Genomic DNA, 22,067 nt, shown 5'->3' with positions numbered 1-22,067 from the left:
CCGCCGCCCCTGAGCCCCTGGGCTCCTGAACCCGCCGACGCGTGCCCAGCACCGGGCCCGCGCAGTGTCCCGGGCCCGCTGTGCCCCCGCCGCCCGTGTTGCGGGCGCGGGCAGGTCGCGGAAGGGTCGGACTGTCGAATCGAGGAGGAATGGCCCCATGCCCATCGCGACGGTGAATCCCACCAGCGGAGAGACACTCAAGACCTTCGACGCGCTGGGAGCCGAGGAGATCGAGCGGCGTGTCGCCACCGCCGACGCCGCCTTCCGGCAGTACCGCCTGACCGGATTCGACGAACGCGCCCGGCTGCTGAACCGCGCCGCCGACCTGCTGGAACAGGACGCGCCCGACATCGCCCGCACCATGACCACCGAGATGGGCAAGCCGGTCGCCGCCGCCCGCGCGGAGGCACTCAAGTGCGTGAAGTCGATGCGGTGGTACGCGGAGCACGCCGAGGAACTGCTCGCCGACGAGCACCCGTCCGACGCCGACGTGAAGGACTCCGGCGCCTCCCGGGCCCGCGTCCACTACCGCCCCCTCGGTGTGGTGCTCGCGGTGATGCCGTGGAACTTCCCGCTCTGGCAGGTCGTACGGTTCGCCGCGCCGGCCCTCATGGCGGGCAACGTCGGCCTGCTCAAGCACGCCTCGAACGTGCCGCAGACCGCGCTGTACCTGGAAGACCTGTTCAGCAGGGCCGGATTCCCGCAGGGCTGCTTCCAGACGCTGCTGGTCGGCTCCGGCGCGATCGAGGACATCCTGCGCGACCCCCGGGTGGCCGCCGCGACCCTCACCGGCAGTGAGCCGGCGGGCCGCGCCGTCGCGGCCGTCGCCGGTGACGAGGTCAAGCGGACGGTCCTGGAGCTGGGCGGCAGCGACCCGTACATCGTCATGCCGTCGGCGGACATCGAGCGGGCCGCCAGGACCGCCGTGACCGCCCGGGTGCAGAACAACGGCCAGTCCTGCATCGCCGCGAAGCGCTTCATCGTGCACGCGGACGTCTACGACGCCTTCGCCGCCCGCTTCACCGCCGGGATGCGGGACCTGACCGTCGGGGATCCGCTGGACGAGTCCACCGACGTCGGCCCGCTCGCCTCCGAGCAGGGCCGCGCCGACCTGGAGGAACTGGTCGAGGACGCCCTGGGCCGGGGCGCGACCGCCCTGTGCGGCGGGCAGCGCCCGGCGGAGGTCGAGGGCGGCTGGTTCTACGCCCCGACCGTCCTCGCCGACGTCACCGCCGCGATGCGGATCCACCACGAGGAGGCGTTCGGCCCGGTCGCCACGCTCTACCGGGTCACGGACCTGGACGAGGCGGTGGCACTCGCCAACGACACCCCGTTCGGGCTCAGTTCGAACGTATGGACCGAGGACGAGGCGGAGGTGGACCGTTTTGTCCGGGACCTGGAGGCGGGCGGCGTCTTCTTCAACGGCATGACGGCCTCGCACCCCGCGCTCCCCTTCGGCGGTGTGAAGCGCTCCGGCTACGGGCGTGAGCTGTCGGGCCACGGGATCCGCGAATTCTGCAACATCACCACCGTGTGGCACTCCGCCTGATCAGCCTGATCCGGAAGCGAGACCCTGGTTCACGGCCGGGGAGACCAGGGAGACCAGCATGCTCCGCAAGGCGACCACCGGGGCGGATCCCACCGCTCTCACCACCTCGGAACTGGCGGCCCTCGACGCCCACTGGCGGGCGGCCAACTACCTGGCCGTGGGGCAGATCTACCTGATGGGCAACGCGCTGCTCCAGGAGCCGCTCGCGCCGGAGCACATCAAGCCGCGGCTGCTGGGGCACTGGGGTACGTCCCCGGGGCTGAACCTGGTCCACACCCACCTCAACCGGGTGATCAGGGACCGGGACCAGGCGGCGCTGTGCGTGTGGGGCCCCGGGCACGGCGGCCCCGCCGTCCTGGCCAACTCCTGGCTGGAGGGCACGTACTCGGAGACGTACCCGGACGTGAGCCGCGACCGGGCGGGCATGGACCGGCTGTTCCGGCAGTTCTCCTTCCCGGGCGGGGTGCCGAGCCATGTGGCCCCGGAGACCCCCGGGTCGATCCACGAGGGCGGCGAGCTGGGTTACTCGCTGGCGCACGCGTACGGGGCGGCGTTCGACAACCCGGAGTTGCTGGTCGCGTGTGTCATCGGGGACGGCGAGGCGGAGACGGGGCCGCTGGCCGGGTCCTGGCACTCCAACAAGTTCCTGGACCCCGTGCACGACGGCGCGGTCCTGCCGATCCTGCACCTCAACGGGTACAAGATCGCCAACCCCACCGTGCTGGCCCGCGTCCCCGAGGCCGAACTCGACGAGCTGATGCGCGGATACGGCCACGAGCCGATCCACGTCACGGGCGACGAGCCCCTCGCCGTCCACCGCGCGATGGCCGCGGCCATGGACCGGGCGCTGGACCGCATCGCGGAGATCCAGCGGGACGCGCGCGAGAACGGCACCACCGACCGCCCGCGCTGGCCCATGATCGTGCTCCGCACCCCGAAGGGCTGGACCGGCCCCCGCGAGGTCGACGGGCTGCCGGTGGAGGGCACCTGGCGCGCCCACCAGGTCCCGCTCGGCGGCGTACGGACCAACCCGGCCCACCTCGCCCAACTGGAGGCGTGGCTGCGCTCGTACCGCGCGGAGGAACTGTTCGACGCGACGGGCGCCCCCCGCCCCGAGGTACTGGCGTTCGTACCGGAGGGCACCCGGCGGCTCGGCGCCACCCCGCACGCCAACGGCGGCCTGCTGCTGCGGGAGCTGCCGATCCCGGCGCTGGAGGAGCACGCGGTACGGGTCGACAAGCCCGGCACCGTCCTGCACGAACCCACCCGCGTCCTGGGCGGGTTGCTGGAATCCGTCATGAAGGACACCACCGACCGGCGGAACTTCCGGGTCGTCGGACCGGACGAGACCGCCTCCAACCGCCTCGAATCACTGTACGAAGCCACCGGCAAGGCCTGGCAGGCGCAGACACTCGACACCGACGAACACCTCACGCACGACGGCCGCGTGATGGAGGTCCTCTCCGAGCACCTGTGCCAAGGATGGCTGGAGGGCTACCTGCTGACGGGCCGTCACGGTCTCTTCTCCAGCTACGAGGCGTTCGCGCACATCGTCGACTCGATGGTCAACCAGCACATCAAGTGGCTGCGGACCTCGCGGCGGCTGCCCTGGCGCCGGCCCGTCGCGTCCCTCAACTACCTGCTCACGTCGCACGTCTGGCGCCAGGACCACAACGGCTTCTCCCACCAGGACCCCGGCTTCGTGGACCACGTCCTGAGCAAGAGCCCCGAAGTCGTACGGGTCTACCTGCCGCCGGACGCCAACACCCTGCTCTCGGTGGCCGATCACGCGCTGCGCAGCCGCGACTACGTGAACGTCATCGTGGCCGGCAAACAGCCCAGCTTCGACTGGCTCACCCTCGAAGAGGCCAAGGCCCACTGCGCCCGGGGCGCGGGGGTCTGGCCGTGGGCCGGCACGGAGGACGGGACCCGGGAGCCGGACGTCGTGCTCGCCTGCGCCGGGGACGTACCGACGCAGGAGACGCTGGCCGCCGCCGACCTGCTGCGGCAACACCTGCCGGAGCTGACCGTGCGGGTCGTCAACGTGGTCGACATGGCCCGGCTGCTGCCCAACTCGGAGCATCCGCACGGGATGACGGACTCCGAGTACGACGCGGTGTTCACCACCGACCGCCCGGTGATCTTCGCGTACCACGGCTACCCGTGGCTGATCCACCGCCTCGCCTACCGCCGTACCGGCCACGCCAACCTCCACGTGCGCGGCTACAAGGAGGAGGGCACGACCACCACGCCCTTCGACATGGTGGTACGCAACGACCTCGACCGGTACCGGCTGGTCATGGACGTGATCGACCGCGTCCCGGGACTGGGGGTGCGGGCCGCCGCCGTACGCCAGGCCATGGCGGACGTACGGACCAGGCACCACGAGTGGATCCGCGAGCACGGCACGGACCTGCCGGAGGTGGAGGAGTGGACGTGGTCGGGGTGAAGCAGGCGGCGGAGACGGATTCCGTCCGGGCCGGGAACAGGACAGTGCCGGTCCACCGCCCGGCGAAGGTGCTGTTCCCCGCCACCGGTCACGGCACCGGCCTGACGAAGGCGGATCTGGTGGAGTACTACAGGTCGGTCGCGCCGTACATGCTGCCGGAGCTGAAGGGCAGACCGCTCATGCTGGAGCGGCACCCGGACGGGCTCGACGGACCCCGCTTCATGCAGAAGAACACCCCGGACAGCTATCCGGAGTGGGTGCGCAGGACCGAGCTGGCGAAGAAGGGCGGCACGGTCACCCACACCGTGTGCGACAACACCGCCACACTGGTGTTCCTCGCGGACCAGGCGTGTCTGACCTTCCACCGCTGGCAGTCCCGCGCGGACCGTCCCGACAACCCCGACCGGCTGGTCTTCGACCTGGACCCGGCGGAGGACGACTTCGAGCCGGTACGGCGCGCGGCCACCCAGCTCGGCGAACTCCTCGCCGAACTGCGCCTGCCCGGCGCCCTGTTGACGACCGGCTCCCGGGGACTGCACGTGATCGTCCCGCTGGACGGGCGCAGCGGCTTCGACGAGGTGCGCGCGTTCGCCGGCGAGGTCGCGGAGGCCCTGGCGGCCCGCGACCCGGACCGGCTGACGACGGAGGTACGGACGGGGGCGCGTGGCGGGCGCCTGTACCTGGACATCCAGCGCAACGGCTACGCGCAGACGGCCGTGGCGCCGTTCTCCGTACGGGTGAGGGAAGGCGCCCCGGTCGCGACCCCGATCAACTGGGACCAGCTGGCGGACCCGGAGGTGACGGCGAGGCGCTGGACGGTACGGGACGCCCTGGACCAGGCGAAGACCCGCCCCTGGTCGGACGTCCCGGCCAGGGGCAGGTCACTGACGGCGGCGAGCAGGCGCCTGAGGTCCCTGAAGGCTTAGGGCCCCCTACTCCCCGGACCCCTGGGGGAAGTCCCCGGCCAGGGCGGCGGCGAGGCGCAGGTGAGGGGCGGCCTCGGCGGGGCGGCCCTGGCGCTCCAGGGTGCGGCCGAGCATCAGCCGGGCGTAGTGCTCCACGGGATCGCGGTCGAGGACGGCGAGCAGCTCGGTCTCGGCCTTGGCGAGGCGCGCGGAGTGGTAGTAGGCGCGGGCGAGCAGCAGCCGCGGGGCCACCTGCTCCGGGACCTCCTCGACGAGCGCGCCGAGGATGCGCGCGGCGGTGCCGTACTCCTTGGCGTCGAAGAACAGCTGGGCGCGGTCCCAGCGCTCGGCGGCCGTCCCGTACTCGTAGTAGCTGGTCTCGTTCATGCCCCCTGCAACAGCAAAACATGGTTGAACATTCCACCATTACTTTCGCCGGGGCGGGCGTGTCGGCCGACGCGCGGGCTTAGGTTGTGTGCCATGAGCAATCTTGATCGTCAGGCCGCCGTCACCGTGTGCGGCGGTCGCGGATTTGTCGTGGCCGAGCCGGTACGTGAGCTGCTGAGCCCACGCCGGGTCCAGCTGGGGGAGTCCACGGAGGTCCGCAGACTGCTGCCCAACCTGGGCCGCCGCATGGTCGGCGCGTGGGCGTTCGTCGACCACTACGGCCCCGACGACATCGCCGACGAGTCCGGGATGCAGGTGCCGCCCCACCCGCACATGGGACTCCAGACGGTCAGCTGGCTCCACGAGGGCGAGGTGCTGCACCGCGACAGCCTCGGCAGCCTCCAGACCGTCCGCCCGCGCGAGCTGGGCCTGATGACCTCGGGCCGGGCGATCTCCCACTCGGAGGAGAGCCCCCGCCCGCACGCCCGCTTCCTGCACGGAGCCCAGCTCTGGGTGGCCCTCCCCGACGCACACCGGAACGTGGAACCGCACTTCCAGCACCACGCGAACCTCCCGGCGGTCACGGCCCCCGGCCTGACGGCCACGGTCATCCTGGGCACACTGGACGGCACCACCTCCCCCGGCACGACGTACACCCCCCTGGTGGGCGCCGACCTGGCACTCACCGCGGGCGCGGAGACCCACCTCCCCCTGGACCCGGACTTCGAGTACGCGATCCTGTCGATGTCCGGCGCGGCCGAGGTGGACGGCGTACCGGTACTCCCCGGCTCCATGCTCTACCTGGGCAGCGGCCGCACCCACCTCCCCCTCCGCGCGGACTCCGACGCGGGCCTGATGCTCCTGGGCGGAGAGCCGTTCGAAGAAGAGATCGTCATGTGGTGGAACTTTGACTTGTTTTTTCCTCGAAGCGGCAGACGTCGGCGGCTTGCTGCGCTAGCTTGTGCCGCATGACGGCCCAACGTGTCCTGGACAGCTACGCACGCGAGAGTAGGAGAGGCGACAAGCGGAATCTTTCGATCGCCGGACAGCATGAGCGCAACCTTCAACGGATTCAGGATCTTGGATGCGTGCTAGGGGAGAAGCTTCAAGACAAGGGTAAGTCGGCGTGGCAGAAAGGTGTAGTGCGCCCCGACTGGGAGCGCATGGCGGAACGCCTTGAGGATGGCGAGAGCGATGGGGTTGTGATCTATGACCTTGAGCGCTTGATGCGTTCGGTTGAGGATGCACTCCGCATCGTCAAGATTGCCGAGCATGGGCTAGAGAAAGGCTTTCTAGTCTATGACTCGGATCTCGAATATGACCTTACGTCACCCGCAGGGCAGGCCGCGTTCTACAATGCGGCAGTAGCCGGCGCCAAGTACAGCCACCTTCTGTCCGGCAAGGTGACGCGCGGAAATAGACAGAAAGCATTGAACGGCGAGGGGAAGCGGGGGCGCTTCCGCGCTTTCGGCTTCGAGGATGATTCGACAACTGTGCGCGAATCGGAGCGTGAGCACATCCGGAAAGTAGACCGAATGATTCGCTTGGAAGGGAAGACCTGGGGGGAGGCGATCGCCTATTTGGCCAGTCAGGGAATTTACAGCACTGGCATCCTTCATTCCAAAGAGTGCACAGAGCGTAAGGACGCGCTGACCCCATACCAGCAAAAAAGCTATGAGTGCGACTGTCCCGCTCCAGAGTGGCAACCAGCATCATTGAAAACCGCAATGACCGCGCCGCGGATGGCCGGCTACACGACCCTGGGAAAGCAGTTGATTGGCAGACTTCCAGGTGAGCCAATCCTAGATCCAGCAGACTGGCAAGACCTAAGGATGTTCGTCTCATCTAGAAGGGGTCGGCCCCCCATGGAAACCGCACTATGTGCCGGCGACGTCCCGGTACACTGCGCGAACTGCACAGGCATTCTCGCCATTAGAGATACCGCTCACGGCAAAACCTATCGAGATGCTGGAGCGGCATTTGCCAAGCTCGCTCCAAATCCCGATCAAGTCCGGAGACGCTACAATTGTCAGCACAAGAAGCCAACAGAGATTGGATCGCGTGGATGCGGCAGGGTTATTGCTGATGAGTTGGTACTAGACAAGCTAATAGGCAAGATGGTGATTCGAGAACTGTCAAGCGTCGAAACGGCCAAGATGTTAGAGCGCAAGGGGAAGGCGAAGAACAAGTTGCGCGAACCTATCGAGAAGGAGATTGTTCGACTCGAAGGGATCCGCGACCATTGGGATAATCAACTCAATGCAGGCGCAGGAGGTATGACCCCGGAACGCCATACCACCTTGACTGACGATATCAATGCACGCATCAAAAGTGCACAGCAGCGATTGAGTAACATCGGCGAAGCGCCGGCCGTTACGGTCAAAGCGGAGTCCAAGTCCGCGGTCACTGCCAGATGGGACGCTGCCACGTCTGCCGAGAAACGAAAGATGCTTCGGCAGGCGTTTGGCGAGCGCACCATCTATGTCGTGCCCGGATCCTCACTGGAGTTGGAACCGGACGTTTCCCTGCGCATCAAAAGTGCGCCTATGCAGATTCCCCCAAATCCTCAGTAGTAGTTTCGGCGTAAGCGTCGACAAGCCTACGGCGTGCCTCTGGAGACAGTGGCGGGAACAAAGCCATAATCTCCTCTATGCGCTGATCTTCCTCGCTTAATCCGTCGCTCTTGGACACTGAATCCCATTCCCCCATGCGCAACTAACTGCGCCGTGCACTGCAAGCAGGGGGCCCGACAGCCCCTCAGCGTGAGTGGGGACACGCAACCATTTTCACTGAGCCTGCATGAGCGTGGGCCGTTCATGCAGGCTCAGCAAGAGAGGGACCGCATTTAGCCGCGGTCCCTCACGTTGCAGGAGAAACGTTTGTCTGCGAAGTCCGGAGGAGAAACCTCAACTCCGCATAACTTCGATCCGGCAGGCGATAGCGTCGTTTAAAGGTACGAGCGAACCTGTGCGCTGCCGGCGCTTCTCGAATAATTTGGGGGACCCCTGTTCCCAGCAAGGTCGGGGTCCTGGCATGTAACGCGGATGGGAAACCGTGGTCCTAGCGCATCCTCTCGGATGTCTGGCCGCTCGCACTGAGTCTCTACGCTTTCCGCGTCCCGCACTTTCTGGTGTGCGAGAACCTTTTCTTCTAGCCTGTCCGTTGCTACCCAGCAATGGTGTGGCCGTGTCCGTGAACCCGTTTCGTCTCCCGACGATCCGTCCCGGCTATTGAGTCTCTGCGCGAAGCGTCGTGCAATCCGAGAAATCCAGTGGACGCGTCGCGCCGCTCGATCCTTCATCCTCGCCAGCTCGCTTCCAGTGATCCCTGACTGAGGAGCCAATCAAGTACCGCTGTGGTGAGTAATATCCGCCTCGCGCCCCTCAGAGTCAAGATGTCCCGTTCATGATTCTTTCCCGAATCACCTTGACAGTCCGTCAGGCACCCATGCCGGCAATGCAGTTAGGGCCCTGACCAGCGCAAACGTCACGCTGGGTGGGGGCCCATGTCACCAGTGTGGACCTGTTCGCGCCTGACCGCACCCCTCTTGACCGAAGTTCAGGAGGGGGCGCACGACCCGCGCACGGATGCGTCCGGGCCCCGCAGGGACGGCCGGGTGCCACGTGTCAGCTTGCCGACCGCGCGCCCCTGAGAGGCGTACAGCGACACCGCGGGTACGCGCGCGCGAGGCGCGGGGCCGGCGGAGCGGGTGGGTACCTGGGACTTGACGGGTGGGTACCCACCTGGGATCGTCAGCCCATGGCCAACTATCCGCACAAGTATCCGCAGGTCAAAATCCGAGGCATCCCGCAAGAGGAGATCGATGCGTTCGACGCTGCCGCGGCAGCGGCCGGCAGCAACCGCAGTGCTGTGACGCGAAAGCTGTGGGCATGGTTCGCGATGCAGCCCGGTGCGATCATTCCGCTTAGGCCGCATCACCTGAATGAAAAAGAAGACGAATAAGGTGGGTACCCACCAATACGGGGGGAAGTAATGACACAAGCTGTGAGAGCCTGGAAGAACCATAAGAGCGAGTGCAGGGAATGCGGCAACAGGGAAAAGCTCGCCCTCTGTCCGCCGGGAACCAGACTGCTCAACGTCTGCATAGATGAGTACGTCTCCAAGTTGAGGTCAGAGAAGGGTAAGTCCCGGGCAGGCGAACGATACGGAACAAGCGACACGACCTATGCCGCTGCGCACGCCGCGGCAATCGAGGAGAACCTTGTACGCAAGTCCGTCGATGCGCAGTTCCCCAAGATCGCTGCATTCCTCAAAGAAACCTAGTCGAAGCAAGGGGCCAACGTGTACGAGACACGGGATCACCGGGAAGTCACCTCCCGTAGTAGCAGCCTTTCGGATGCAGTACTCTCCGCCAAGAACGCATGGTGGAACGGATCGGATGACCGAACGTTCATCATCGTCAATCCCTCCGGATCGACTGTCGCCTATGTCAAAGGTGGCGTAGCCACGATCGGTTGAGCGACCGAAAGACCCCACCACAACCCGCGAAGGGAAGTGGTGGGGTCTTTCGTCTATAAAGAATCATTCCCAGAGACTTGACGGGTGGGTACCCACCTGTCATAGTAGAGACATCGCAACAACGGAGGGAACTCAATGGCTAAGATGAGTAAGGCGCGGCTCAAGGAAGAAGCGCAGAAGATCCTTATGCACGGAATCGCGAACCAGCTTGGCTACAACGAAGCGTGGGTGAACTAGCATGAGTCCCTTGGAATTGCGCACGATAATTCACACCGAACTGAACAAGCGCGCCGGCACGCAATACGGTGACATCCTCACCGTAGAACCGCTCTCGCCAATCTCCGGTGACCCCGCGGTACGGCTCAGGGTTTCGGCACCGGATCCATCCGGAGAGGTGCGCACGCACGTAATCACCATTCAGGAAGAGAATTAATCTCAACACAGAAAGACCCCCACCACAACCCCGCGAAGGGAAGTGGTGGGGGTCTTTTGCTGTGCTACTTCACGGCGTTCGGGGAGTCCTTGTCACCGGCCGGCTTCACCAGCAAGGCGTACACAACGCGCCCTACGGCACCCAGGCCAAGCGCTATGCCCGCACGGTCCCACTGTCCTCCCGACGCTTCGAGAGCGGCAAAGAACGCCGCGGCACCCGCAATGACAACCTGCTCGGCAAGACGCTTAGTGAACTGCATGGCTAATCTCCTGATCCTAGTACGGGCGAATCGCCCTTGAACTCCGCGCAGTTGAGCGCGGCGTATCCGTCCCCAATGACCTTGAACGACCTGTCATAAGCGGCCTTGTCCGCGGCGCGCGCACGGGATGCCGTGGTGTTGCTTGCAAGCAGCAGTTCGTACAGCGGGCACAAAGCCTTCTGACGGTTGACCGTTGCCGACGCGTTGAGTCGCTCCGTGTTGTTGGCAACGCCGTTCAGGGCAACTCCAACGGCGCCGGCGAGGGCGAGCATGCAGGCGACTACGCCGACAAGGAGTCGCACGATGGTGCGCTGTCTGGCGAGCTGCCGAGTGAGCACAGCCTCACGGTCCGCGGCTTCACGATTCAGCTCAGCCACCTTGTCCGCAAGAACCCGGGCGGCTGTGGTCAAGCTATCGGGAATCGCCATCCTCAATCCTCTGCATCTCATCTCTCAGCGTTCGAGTTATCGTCTTCAACTCCATGGTCAAGCGTTGAAGTCGATTGAGTGTCAGCTTCATGATCTCTGGCATAAGTAGTTACCTCTGTCTGTAGGCGCCCAGCATGGTGGATGAGTGCCATCGAGAATGCTTCGAGCTTTCCAATCGTTTTAAGCAAGTCGTCCCGTATCGACTGAGACTGTGCAATAAGATCATCGATGTTTTCTGTCATGTCATTATTGCCCCCGGCGTACGACAGAGAGCGCGTCTGCTACCGCTCGATTTGCGTCTACGATTGCCTGCGATGCGACGTTCAGTGTCGTCATGTAGTCGGTGCGCATCGTCTCATTGAGAGACCGGATCTGTTCTTCGAGCCTATCCGCCCTAGTCTTCTCGTTCTCGTATGCCGTTGACAGCTTGTCAAAGATTACTTTCACGGCAGCGAGCAACACCAGAACGAATACCCCCAGGGCTCCGTACTGCAAAAGGACATTCTGCATTACGCCCCCCTTAAAATGGCAGCACGCCCAAACGCCTATCAGACCACGTGCCAGTGTGCGCGCCGGATACCCTGTACTTTGCGGTAAAGGTATTCATGCCAGGATTCAATCCGGTGTGCAGGATGTTCACCCCCATGCGTTGACCGCCGGTGGCCTGTAGCTGTAGCCCGGTGCTGTCTCGGTTAACTGCGTCATCAGTGGTAGCCCCCGATACTGAGTAGTTCATCCAAATGCCCAGGGACGCGTTGGTTCCATACATGTGGCAATACAGAAACACGAGGGCTTGCGATGACGTCTCGACAGTGACCGATGGCCCAACGCTCAAAAGATCTATATAGCTGGTCGACGCGGACTGTTCAGCCGCAGCTATAAAACCAGCCTCGGGAACTCTCTCGGAGAGCATGCCTGTATCGGTTGTAACAAAGTAGCTTCCTGGCGTTATAGCTTTAGCGGGAGCTAGCTCTATCAGGTTGTCCCTTAGATAGGTATTGAGTTCGTCAGCCGGCAGTACGTCCGCGGATACCCAAGTCTTAGGGGTAGTCCAAGCCATGACTCACCCCAGTCAGAAAGGAATAACGGCTATGCGCCGATCGGAAAAGTGGGTTGATGCTGTGGCGCTGCTCGTCTTGTATTGAGCTGTGAAGGTGTTGGATCCAGGACTCAACCCGGTATGCAGGATTGAAACGCCCGATCTTATACCGCGGTTGGCGACTGCATGACTCATTGCCTGCGCTCGGTTATCTGATGCGGCGGAAGTGGTCGTGCCAGATACCGCATAAGAAATTCTCGCCACTACGTTCGTTACCGTTGGATGATAGCTATTGCAGTACAGGAATACCCAAGCACTTACTCCGGTCGTGACTGTCACAGAAGGGCCGGCTGTAGTCAATGTCGTATATGAAGCCGTCGTTGCGGTTGTCTCGTCTGTGGCTACGTACGCCTGGGCGCCCAGGCGCTCCGCTATGGCGTTGGCTCCGGTCACTGCGAAAGTACCGCCGGGGTTAATTGCTTTAGCGGCCGATGTCTCTAGCATGTTGTCGCGCAAGTAAGTATTCAGATCAACTGCGGTAAGGGTTGAGTTAGCGGTGAACGTCTTAGGTGAAATCCATGCCATGTCAACCCCTCCCTAAAATGGCTGAACCGCTATGCGTCGGTTACTCCAGTTGCTAATGACCGTTCCTCCGGTCACTCGATATTTACAGGTGAATGTATTCAGGCCCGGAGTCAAGTCCTGATGAAGGATCATTGCCCCGACACTTTGAGGGCTAGTGTTCTGTACCATGATGGACCGATTATTATTGACGGGAGAGTCGGTTGCTCCGCTTACCTCATAGCCCATCCATATACCAACGACAGTCGCGTCAGTATCCATCTGCGCATACAGAGATACGAGCGCCTTGGACTGACAGTTCACCGTGACGCTAGGGCCAACAGTACCGAGGTCCACCCAATCGGATGCAGAAATAGTACTGTTGTCATTGGCTGTCGCGACAAAGTCACCGGCAACTGCCTGTTCTCTAATGGTATTGCGCGACTCCGTTACGAAATACCTACCGGCCGTTGTTGCCTTTGCAGGCATTGTCTCCATCATGTTGTCGCGCAAGTACGTATTCAACTGTGACGCCGTAAGCACTGAGTTAGGTACGAACGTCATTGGCGCAGTCCATGCCACGACGATTCTCCTATAGTGGGAGTACGGCTATATGCCTGTCAGAGAAGGTTCCGGTACCCGTGTCTGTGTGATACTGCATAGTGAATGTATTGCTGCCAGGATTGAGACCGGACTGATAGTGAAGGACTCCGTACCGATGGATATTCCCAGCTGTTGCATTCTCGCAAATGATGGCGGTGGCATTACTAGCCGCAACTGTCGTGGCTCCGCTCACTGACCACGATGCAAAGCACTGTGAGTTAGCCGTACCGTTAGCCATCCGACATTGCACAGCCACAAGAGCGGCGGTACCGGTTACGACCGTGACGGAAGGTCCCACCGTAGCGAGATCGGCAAACGTAGAGCTGGTCGTTGTCTGCGAAGTGGCGACAGTGGCGCCCGCCGGCGAACGCGCCGCAATAGCGTTCGCCCCAGTCGCCACGAACAGCTGTCCCGCGGCAGAGGCTTTGGCGGGAGCTGTCTCTAGGAAGTTGTCTCGGACGTAAGTGTTGAACTGAGCTGCCGTAAAAGCGGTATTGGATACGGCAGTCATGGGGGCATTCCAAGCCATATTCAAAACCCCTTAGAATGGCAGTACTGCTATCTGCCTCTTGCCAAACGTGCCTATGCCGGATCCGACTGCATACTTCATCGTGAAAGTATTAGAGCCACCGGTGAGCGTGAACCTATGGGCCGATGCCCTGCGGACTGGAGACACGCTGTAATTTCCATCGATAATCACCGCCCAGTCATCGCTTGCCGCGGTCGTGGTTGCGCCTGACACAGCAACGCTGAACTTATGGACGGAGTTATCTGTATTGTTTTGAGCCTCGCCGGCAATGAATACAATTGCTTGAGTCCCAGTTGTGACGGTGACCGCCGGCCCCGGCGTTCCAAGATCTGCGTAGCTAGTTGATGACGTACTCTCCGAAACCATATTCTCACCGGTCCGCAGTGTACGACTAGTAAGCGCATTACTACCGGTGGCCACAAGGTAAGCTGCCGCACCAACTGCCTTAGCGGCTTCGGTCTCAGCAAAGTTATCTCTGATCTGTGCATTCCATTGCGCCGCAGTTATTGCATTGGTGGCCACCGCGGTCATAGGTGCTGTCCATGCCATTAGAACGGGATCACCACCAATTCGCGCATCTCGAACTGTGCAGGCGTGTAGCCTGCCTGGCATTTGTACTTCATGGTAAATGTGTTGGTCCCGGCAGTGCTAACCGTGAAACCAAATGAGCCCCCAACCCTTACGGGGTTATTGTCCTTGATTCCAGCAGTCGAAATCATCCAATCATCACTGGCAGAGAAGCTTGATGCACCGGAACACGCAAGGCTCACGTAAGCAGCCCTACCATCTCCATTCACATTACGCATGCGCACATTCATAAAGATCAGTGCATACTTGCATGTGACCGTAACCGATGGCCCAACTGTTGCCAAGTCGACGTATGACGTTGAAGACGTCTGCTCCGAAGTGTTGACTACGCTTGAGTTAATGTTGCGTTCAGCTATCTCATTTGTCGCTGACACGCTAAACCAATTGCCCGGACCCGTAGCTTTAGACGGACCCATTTGAAGCATGTTGTCTCGTACGCTCTGATTATATTGAGCCGCGGTTAGGATATCGTTAGCCGCTACAGTGAGCGGAGTACTCCATGCCATCAATCCTCACAAGCGATAGCCTTATAGGAACAGACCTTGCATGCAACCATGCACCGATCGTCGCCACACTCATTAGGGCACTCTTCGGCATCACCCCATTCGTGATCCAATCCGATGAATTCACATTCGGATCTCATAGCGGCATCACGATCATTTCTCGGCGAGCGAAGGTTGAGGTGGCTCCCGAACCTCCTGACGCATACTGCATCGTGAACGTGTTGGACCCCGGAGTCAATCCAGTCACCCGCCGCGCCACACCCCAGCGATTTGAATTGGACGCTATGGCACCGGACCAGTAGATTCCCCAGTTATCCGAGGCCGCAATAGTAGTGGCACCCGATACGGCAAAGCTTGCCTTACTGAACGCACCCAACGCACCCGGCTTGCTGTAGGAGATTCGCAGCTTAGGTGAAGTGCCACCCTTGAAGTAGCCGTAATAATTCAAAGAACTAGTTGGCCCCTTGCCGAGCGCTATTCCTTTGGCGACGCCATCCCGAATCCTTTCAGCTACAGATTCGTCAATGAATTTATAAGCGGCCTCACCCTTGTCCCAGTGGTCAGACGATAGGGCAGGCGTCACCTGGGAATAGATATGGGATCCGGTAAGGCTGGTCTGATTATGAGTGCCGATGATTGCATTGCCGCCGGCGTTCAAATAGAAATGATCGTTATCAAGGAAGAGTTCACACGAGACGATAGTCGCGTCCGTCAAGTCGGCAACCATTGTCGTGTATGGAAACAAGGCCATCGAAAACTGATTACCGTTGGTGGTATCGAACTGACCTTGATACATGCGCGTGCCGTCACCGCGGTTGGTGCCGTCACTCTGATAGGTGGCGCTTCCCGTAGCTGTGTACGTGGTGGTTGTCGCGACGTCGGGAGAGTCGGGCGCTCCATCGGAGAATGCCTCTGCTGCGAACCAGACCAAAGCCTCTGTGCCGGTCGTGACAGTGACCGCCGGCCCCGTGGTGGCCAGATCCCCGTACGCCACGTTCGATCTCGTCTGAGACGCTGTCACGACCGCGCCGCCCGTGGTCCGCTGAGCGATCGCGCCGGCCGCGGTCGTGACAAAGTAACCCCCCGCAACAGAGGCTTTGCCCACCATCGTTTCCAGCAAGTTGTCTCGCACATGAACGTTAAATTGCGCGGCAGACCATACGTCTCTCGGCACTGCGGTCATGGGTACTGTCCATGCCACGACTTACGCCCCCAGGTTTTCCGCTGTCTCATCACGGAGCTGAGCGGGAGTCTGTCCGTCCGGACAGTTCGCCCTCAGTGCTAGCTCATGCCCACTAGGAAACCAGTTCTGAAACTTGGGCGCCGGCCGCTCCTGCAACGCTTCCCATATCTCATTAGCGTTGCTGGGCCATTCGATTTGACTTATTGACCTGCATTCCGGGCATGCGAACGTAGCTTGTCCAGAGTTGAGAGAAAGCGCACCGCCGCACCGTACTGGACAGTCGGCAACCCAGCGACCCCAATTGACATATGCGCGCGCGTTATTTGTAAGTAGTGTGCTCATGTCCCTAGCAATCCTGTATCTAGTGTGGATTGGTCCAGGATGAATACGGTAGCGGGATCGTCGAATCCATCCAGGCCGAACAGTCCGTCATCAAAACCCTTGGCTGAATCATCAAAGGTAAATACCGGAGATACCTGCGTTCGCGCACGCTCGCATGAGAAGATGGCACTGTGATCGTGACCTATATCAGCGATAGAGTGCTGAACCTTTTCGATGTAGTAATCGTGATCCGTAAACGTTTCATCTTCTACTATGTGAATGCGATCCGAGATGTCGCGGGTTAGGATCTGATTCATTCGCATGGGGTTTGCATTCTTAATCGTGATAGTCACAATCGGCAAACGCTGCGATCGCTGCCCGATAATAAGCGACCCAACGGCATGCGCATCGTTGACATTCGCCCAGGGCATGTCTCCGTCATACGACTTTATTCCGTTGCCGCTAATTGATCCCGGATCCTGGACCAGAACTTTAACTGTTCGCGCCACAGTCACGGGCCTTGCCCTTACGATCATCCCGTTAATAGTCGCTGCGGTAATGGCGGTAATCACTACGTCCGCACTCTCTCCCGAATCGCGCGACAGAGAAACGGTTACTGACCCCGATGGAACTGTGTAATCTACGCCAAGCTCAGGTGTGATGGCAGACATGAAAGGGCTATCACCCTTTATCGATATTGTTCGGGACTCGCCGGCACCAAGCGCGATAATATCAGTCCCGGTAAATACGGCTTCAATGTCACCCGGTTGCCGCTGATCAATATCTACGCTCACCGTATTGACGACATCTTTCCAACCTATATCATAAGTCATCGGCGAAGAGAACATTGGCTCTTCACCTTTGTCGACAATAGATGCCTGACTGGTGATGGATGCAGGATAGAGAAGTCTATGGTGACGATCTCTAAATACAAAGTTATTCGCAGAGTCAACGTAGGCGATTGACGGAGGTCCCTCCGAACCCATAATCGCGTTAAGCGCCTCAAGCCCAGACTGTTCCTCAGCCCACCAGTAAGACATGATGGTTGCACCGGGGTCGATATCTCGCTTATCGATAGGCCATCCAATTGCATCAAGGATGGCATGTACTCCGTCACCAGTGCGCAGCATTTCATACATGGGGGTTGAGATGTTTGCGTTCAGTTTCGACAAGACGTCATAACAAGAGAAAGTCACCGATCGTGAGTTCTTGTCAGGGTTAATACCATAGTCTTGCAAATAGCCACTAAACATTACATGGCTGACCTCTTGATACGTTGCCTTGATAAGAACCTGTTTACCCGAACTCAGGAACCCAGCAATTACCGATCCAGGATTATCGGGCGAGTAGTCGCGCGATCTATTGTCAATCTCAAGCGTAGTCTCGCCAGGCTGTACCGAACTCAGGGAACGGGACTGATCTCTTCCGTATGAAATGTCCAGCGGTGTGCGAAGACCAAGCACGCGCTGAGTTACATTCTCACCCGGTCCCGTAACCATGATTTCATCTATGTAAGTCAACTCGCCGCCAGCGGTGTTCGCAGCGGCTGTAATGCGAAGCGTATGCTGACTCGCAACCGCCACAAAGACACACGTGAGCTGCTGCCATCCATTCAAGACGGAACTTGCCGGCGAGATTGAAATGCTGTCGACGCCTATTCGTACATGCTCTCCACCTGTGGGCACATACACCCAAGCCGTAAAGCTGTACTGCCTGCCGGGGATCAGATTTGAATATCCCTTGGTGACTATAGGCGGGAGGACATCAGTAGAGGTTGCACCGCCGAAGCGCCCTTGATCGAATCCTCGACCGACCGCATCGAACTTGACCTCAGTTCCCGTGTCCCCTGTCGCGCCCGGCACGTAGGGAGTCCAGGTGATCTCCATTGAGCGACCGCTGATGTGAGAGAAAGCGGCGGAGAGTTCTAGGGCTGGCACCGTAGTACCCTCCGCCTGCCATCCATCTAGCGTGCCCTCAAAGTTTCCAGCAAAAAGACCACCATCGCCATCCCAATCAATCCAGATTTCATAAGTGGCCTTAGCTGTCATCGATTAACGGTTCCCTTCTTTACTCGTCCCTTATCCTGGGCGCGCCGCAATGCCTCTACGGTTAGATCTTCAAATGCCTTCTTTGCGCCGGCGCCCCCGATGAAGGTGCCATTCTCTCCGATGTTTATGACGTAAGTGTCTCCGCCACCACCCCCGCGAACGCGATCAAGACGCTCGGGGGCACCGGTGGTGTTATTGATCAGCGATAGGCCGCGAGGAACGGTACCTCCCGAATCCATTCGCTGAGTAGGAATCATTCCGCCGCGCGCATACTTCAATGTGTCGTATCCATAGACGGAAGTAAACAGGCTGTCATGCGCACCGCGGGCGCCCTTGCCGACAATGACGCCACGTCCACCGCGGGACTCCACATTCACGCCACTCAGCGTGCCCGCAGTGTGCCCTACGCCGGCCGCCGTAATGCCGACCTGATACGCGGACCTGAGTCCCTGAGTCCATCCGGAAGGAGCTGTCCTCCCACTAAACGCGTGAGTAGACCAACGACGATGCGGCTTCTGTCCTCGAATCACAGACTCAATGGCAGAAGTGAAGCCTGAGCAATCCCACGAGGGATTCCCATTTCCTCCCCATTGATATTTCTTGCCATTCTGAGTTCGCGCCCAGGCGAGTGCCTGTGCAGCCTTAGTTCCACCCCTGCCGTTACCACCCTCCCCGTCAACGGCCTTTCCCTTGACGTAAGAGATCAGCTTGTCATAGCCCTGGTTAGCGAACTGCTTGATAAACGTTCCCATTACTCCTGCTTGCGGGAACTTATCAACAACGCTGTTGGTCAAAGAGCGGATAGGCTTGAAGAGAGTGCTGAGCACCTTGGCGGCACCCGACTTTAGAATGCCCTCGCCCCAGTCAAAGCCACCCTTGGCTATGTCGGTTACCTTGCCTACCGCATCTCCAATAATCCCACCCAGAGCATATCCAGGCATCGCAGAACCCTTGTTGGGTGAAGCCTGTGCGCCGCTACCAGAGTTCAACCAGTCGAGCGCACTACGCCCGATCTCCCTAACGCGCTTTGCGCGAATGACGTACTCGCCGGCTTGCGCCAGGATCGGGACCTTGTCCATTGGGCCTTTAGTGCCTGTCCCAAGGTATCCGCCCTTTGCGAATCCGCGGGGAAGGCTAGCCTTCTCCATGTCGGGAACGCCGGGAATCTTGCCCGCTGTTTTATTCCAGGCGGACCGTAGTCCATTGTTATATACTGTCTCAACAAAGAACTTAACAGGGGCCTTCAAGGCAGCATCCAATTTCTGCCAGGCTGCTTTAATTCCGTCCTTCGCAGTAACGAATGCATCCTTCACGGATCCAGCACCGGACTTCATGGAAGTAAACGACTTACTAATTGTCGACTTCCAGATCTTAGAAATCAGACTACCTATAGCATTCCAAGCCGGCTTTATCCCCTTATTGTAAGCCGCACTAAAGGCATCGCTAACGAGTCGTAGAGCGGCCTTCATGGCATTCCATACCGGGCGACTTACTGTATTCCAAAGCCACTTAATCCAATTACCCGCAGCCTTGAGGGCGCTGGTCCAAATGGCAACCTGAGTCTTAAACTCATTTACCAGTATGCGGATGCCTGTCTTGATGGCATTAATTACCGGGCGACTTACTGTTTCCCAAAGCCACTTAAACCAGTTACCTATAGCCTTGAGAGCTGATATGCCAACGGCTATCGCGATCTCGACTACAGCGAAAGCTTCTTTGACCTTTGTTGCTATCCAGCCCATTACCGGCTTTACGGCATTATTGTAAAGCCACTGGAAACACCAGCCAAGACCCATTAGGGCGGCATTGATCAATGCGAAGATTACGCGTATAACCCACCAATTGATCTTGATAACAAACATAATCGCCGACCACATTGGCGCGATGATGTTCTTGTAAAGCCACGTAGCAGTTGCGCCAACCGCCCGCATCGTTGCCATAAACGCGGTAAATATCGGATGTAGGAAGTAAGTAAATACCGCCTGAGAGGCTGTCTTAATCCCTTCCCAGGCGGGGACTATGGCGCTCTTATAGAACCAGACAGCAGCATCGCCAACGGCATGGACTCCAGTCATGAATCCGGCGAAAACCATCTTCATGAAATCCCAAGTGGCGCCAGCAGCGATCTTTATCCCACGCCATGCAGCCTGTACAATTGAGCGGAACTTGTCGGACTTCTTATATGCGACAACTACCGCAATGCCGAGTAGGATAATTACTGCGATAATGCCAACGATAGGATTGCTGATAAACGCGTAGTTCAATGCGCGCTGAGCAGTCGCCCATGCGTAGGTCGCCCCCGTGGTAATGGCGGCCCAAATGGCTATTGCCTTCTCCTGCACCCAAAGAGCAGCGAGGCCGATGCGTGTTCCCACGCACGCATCGTTCAGCCACCATTGCGCAACACCTAGGGTGGTTACAGCGCCGGCGCAAGCCGCGGTCCAGAATGCGTATAGCTGCATCACAACACACACGGCTACTGCTACCTGATAGAAAACCTCAAGTGCTTTGGTGGGAATGTGTGACAGGATTCCCGTAAAGGCAGACGCCAGCATTGCACTTGCCCCAGCCATCGGCGCAATAGCCTCCGTGCTGGTACCCAACATGGAAACAATGTCCCCAAGAATCTTGAGGAGTACTGGCCCGTTCTCCTGAACGAAATCTATAAACTTCTGGAACGAGTCAGACGAACCAAGGTTGGTGGTCCAGTCGAGAAACTTCTTACTAATCTCTTCAAGCCCATTAGCGAACTTCCCGGAATATGGAAGGAACGCTCGAATGAGATTACCCAAACCTTGGGCGACATTACCTATTGCGATAATAAAAGAAGGTAGGACTATCTTTGCAGAGGCGACAAGTTCACCGATAAATTTCTCAAACCCAGGACCGGAAACCCCCTTGGATATTCGATCCGCCAAACCACCGAAAGCATCTGCCGCAACTAGAACGAGCGGGGTCAACTTAGGGAGAAGGGATGCAGCTACGTTCAATCCTTGCGTGAATAGCGGCATCGTCTTGGGGGCGAGACTATCGCTCCAAGCCTTCTGTTTGTCCTTGAGATTCTGTAGCGCATCTGCGGTGGCGCGCGTGGCCGGCGGCATAGCCGCGAGATCCTGCGAGTAAAGACCCTGCGCCCTGCGTGCTGCATCGGTGGCAGTCTTCGCCTGGGCTAGGGCTTTCTTGTATTCGTCTCCACCTTTTGACGCAAGAGATTTAGCGTGAGCATTGGCAACGTCTGCTTTTGCCGCTGCCTCTTGCGCAACCGTATACTTTGCGGATGCCTCCGTTATCGCCTTGAATTGTGGTTTAACTGCTAGCCCAAAAGCTATAGCAGCCGCGCCGGCCGCTGAAAACGCCGCGGCCCCTGCGCCGGCTACTGCAACCAGGCTCGCAATCGCAGCAACCCCCATGGGGGCCATGGCGCCCAGGGTTGCTATCTTCTTACTTGCGCCAAGTACAGACGTCTTAAAGCGATCAAGGTCCCGACGTGCATCCCTAGTGCCAGATGCGTTGTAGCGGCTATAGATGGAGAATCCGAGAGAGGTGACGGTACTCACCTAGATAGCCCCTCTCTCAATTTGCTTTTTGTATTCATCCCATAGTTGATGCGGCCTTACGAGAGTCTTAGGCTTAGTCTCCTGACTGGTCCCGTTCTCGCTGTTGGCGCTAGCGGTTATGTGCAGAATTCCTTGCAAAAGTTCATGTATCTCAGCCAAGGTATTATCACGCCACTCATTATCAATGGGACCGTATGCCTTCTCGTAAGCCATCCATTCCGCAAGTTCACGGGAGCTATGAATAGC

13 protein-coding genes and 1 pseudogene are annotated in these 22,067 nt (G+C 59.7%); 7 read left to right on the top strand and 7 right to left on the bottom strand.

Annotated elements, in window-relative coordinates; translation table 11 throughout:
• Positions 1 to 157 precede the first annotated feature (157 nt).
• The 3 genes from GT042_RS37055 to ligD are packed head-to-tail and all read left to right on the top strand — an operon-like array spanning position 158 to position 4,924.
• Positions 158 to 1,549 (top strand): NADP-dependent succinic semialdehyde dehydrogenase, encoded by a 1,392-nt coding sequence (locus GT042_RS37055; protein WP_161313052.1) that lies wholly within the window; start codon positions 158 to 160, stop codon positions 1,547 to 1,549.
• Between the two features lie 58 nt (positions 1,550 to 1,607).
• On the top strand, positions 1,608 to 3,998 hold the full coding sequence (locus GT042_RS37050; RefSeq protein WP_161313051.1) for a phosphoketolase family protein: 2,391 nt from the start codon (positions 1,608 to 1,610) through the stop codon (positions 3,996 to 3,998).
• The gene (ligD, locus tag GT042_RS37045; protein WP_345944059.1) at positions 3,986 to 4,924 is read left to right on the top strand and encodes a non-homologous end-joining DNA ligase; all 939 of its coding nucleotides are present in this window, start codon (positions 3,986 to 3,988) and stop codon (positions 4,922 to 4,924) included. The genes GT042_RS37050 and ligD overlap by 13 nt, the downstream gene beginning before the upstream one ends.
• 6 nt (positions 4,925 to 4,930) lie before the next feature.
• On the opposite strand, the gene GT042_RS37040 is transcribed toward ligD, so the two are convergent.
• Positions 4,931 to 5,290, bottom strand: coding sequence for a tetratricopeptide repeat protein (locus GT042_RS37040; protein WP_161313050.1), 360 nt, complete (start codon positions 5,288 to 5,290; stop codon positions 4,931 to 4,933).
• Positions 5,291 to 5,383: 93 nt separating this feature from the next.
• Between GT042_RS37040 and GT042_RS37035 the strand changes: the two are divergent.
• The 4 genes and pseudogenes from GT042_RS37035 to GT042_RS37020 all read left to right on the top strand — a co-directional run.
• Positions 5,384 to 6,199: pseudogene (locus GT042_RS37035) on the top strand (pirin family protein); the annotation flags it as partial.
• A gap of 59 nt (positions 6,200 to 6,258) precedes the next feature.
• The gene (locus tag GT042_RS37030) at positions 6,259 to 7,863 is read left to right on the top strand and encodes a recombinase family protein (RefSeq protein ID WP_161313048.1); all 1,605 of its coding nucleotides are present in this window, start codon (positions 6,259 to 6,261) and stop codon (positions 7,861 to 7,863) included.
• Positions 7,864 to 9,049: 1,186 nt separating this feature from the next.
• Complete coding sequence (locus tag GT042_RS37025; RefSeq protein ID WP_161313047.1) at positions 9,050 to 9,253, top strand: hypothetical protein; 204 nt, start codon at positions 9,050 to 9,052, stop codon at positions 9,251 to 9,253.
• Positions 9,254 to 9,283: 30 nt separating this feature from the next.
• Positions 9,284 to 9,574, top strand: a complete 291-nt coding sequence (locus tag GT042_RS37020; RefSeq protein WP_237531561.1) for a hypothetical protein — start codon at positions 9,284 to 9,286, stop codon at positions 9,572 to 9,574.
• Between the two features lie 692 nt (positions 9,575 to 10,266).
• On the opposite strand, the gene GT042_RS37015 is transcribed toward GT042_RS37020, so the two are convergent.
• From GT042_RS37015 to GT042_RS36990, 6 genes are all read right to left on the bottom strand, one after another.
• Entirely contained in the window at positions 10,267 to 10,461 is a 195-nt protein-coding gene (locus tag GT042_RS37015) for a hypothetical protein (RefSeq protein WP_161313045.1), read from the bottom strand.
• 2 nt (positions 10,462 to 10,463) lie between these two features.
• On the bottom strand, positions 10,464 to 10,889 hold the full coding sequence (locus tag GT042_RS37010) for a hypothetical protein (protein ID WP_161313044.1): 426 nt from the start codon (positions 10,887 to 10,889) through the stop codon (positions 10,464 to 10,466).
• Positions 10,890 to 13,633: 2,744 nt separating this feature from the next.
• Positions 13,634 to 14,152 carry a hypothetical protein gene (locus tag GT042_RS37005; protein ID WP_161313043.1) on the bottom strand — a complete coding sequence of 173 codons (519 nt, stop codon included), beginning with the start codon at positions 14,150 to 14,152 and terminating at the stop codon, positions 13,634 to 13,636.
• 696 nt (positions 14,153 to 14,848) lie between these two features.
• Positions 14,849 to 15,895: a hypothetical protein gene (locus GT042_RS37000; protein WP_161313042.1), complete on the bottom strand. Its 1,047-nt coding sequence runs from the start codon at positions 15,893 to 15,895 to the stop codon at positions 14,849 to 14,851.
• A 338-nt stretch (positions 15,896 to 16,233) separates the two neighbouring features.
• The gene (locus GT042_RS36995) at positions 16,234 to 18,264 is read right to left on the bottom strand and encodes a hypothetical protein (protein ID WP_161313041.1); all 2,031 of its coding nucleotides are present in this window, start codon (positions 18,262 to 18,264) and stop codon (positions 16,234 to 16,236) included.
• Positions 18,261 to 21,821: a hypothetical protein gene (locus GT042_RS36990; RefSeq protein WP_161313040.1), complete on the bottom strand. Its 3,561-nt coding sequence runs from the start codon at positions 21,819 to 21,821 to the stop codon at positions 18,261 to 18,263. The genes GT042_RS36995 and GT042_RS36990 overlap by 4 nt, the downstream gene beginning before the upstream one ends.
• Between the last annotated feature and the right edge of the window lie 246 nt (positions 21,822 to 22,067).

The sequence above is a fragment of the Streptomyces sp. SID3212 genome (genome assembly GCF_009865405.1).
Lineage (GTDB): Bacteria > Actinomycetota > Actinomycetes > Streptomycetales > Streptomycetaceae > Streptomyces.
This window is presented reverse-complemented; position numbering and strand designations above follow the sequence as displayed.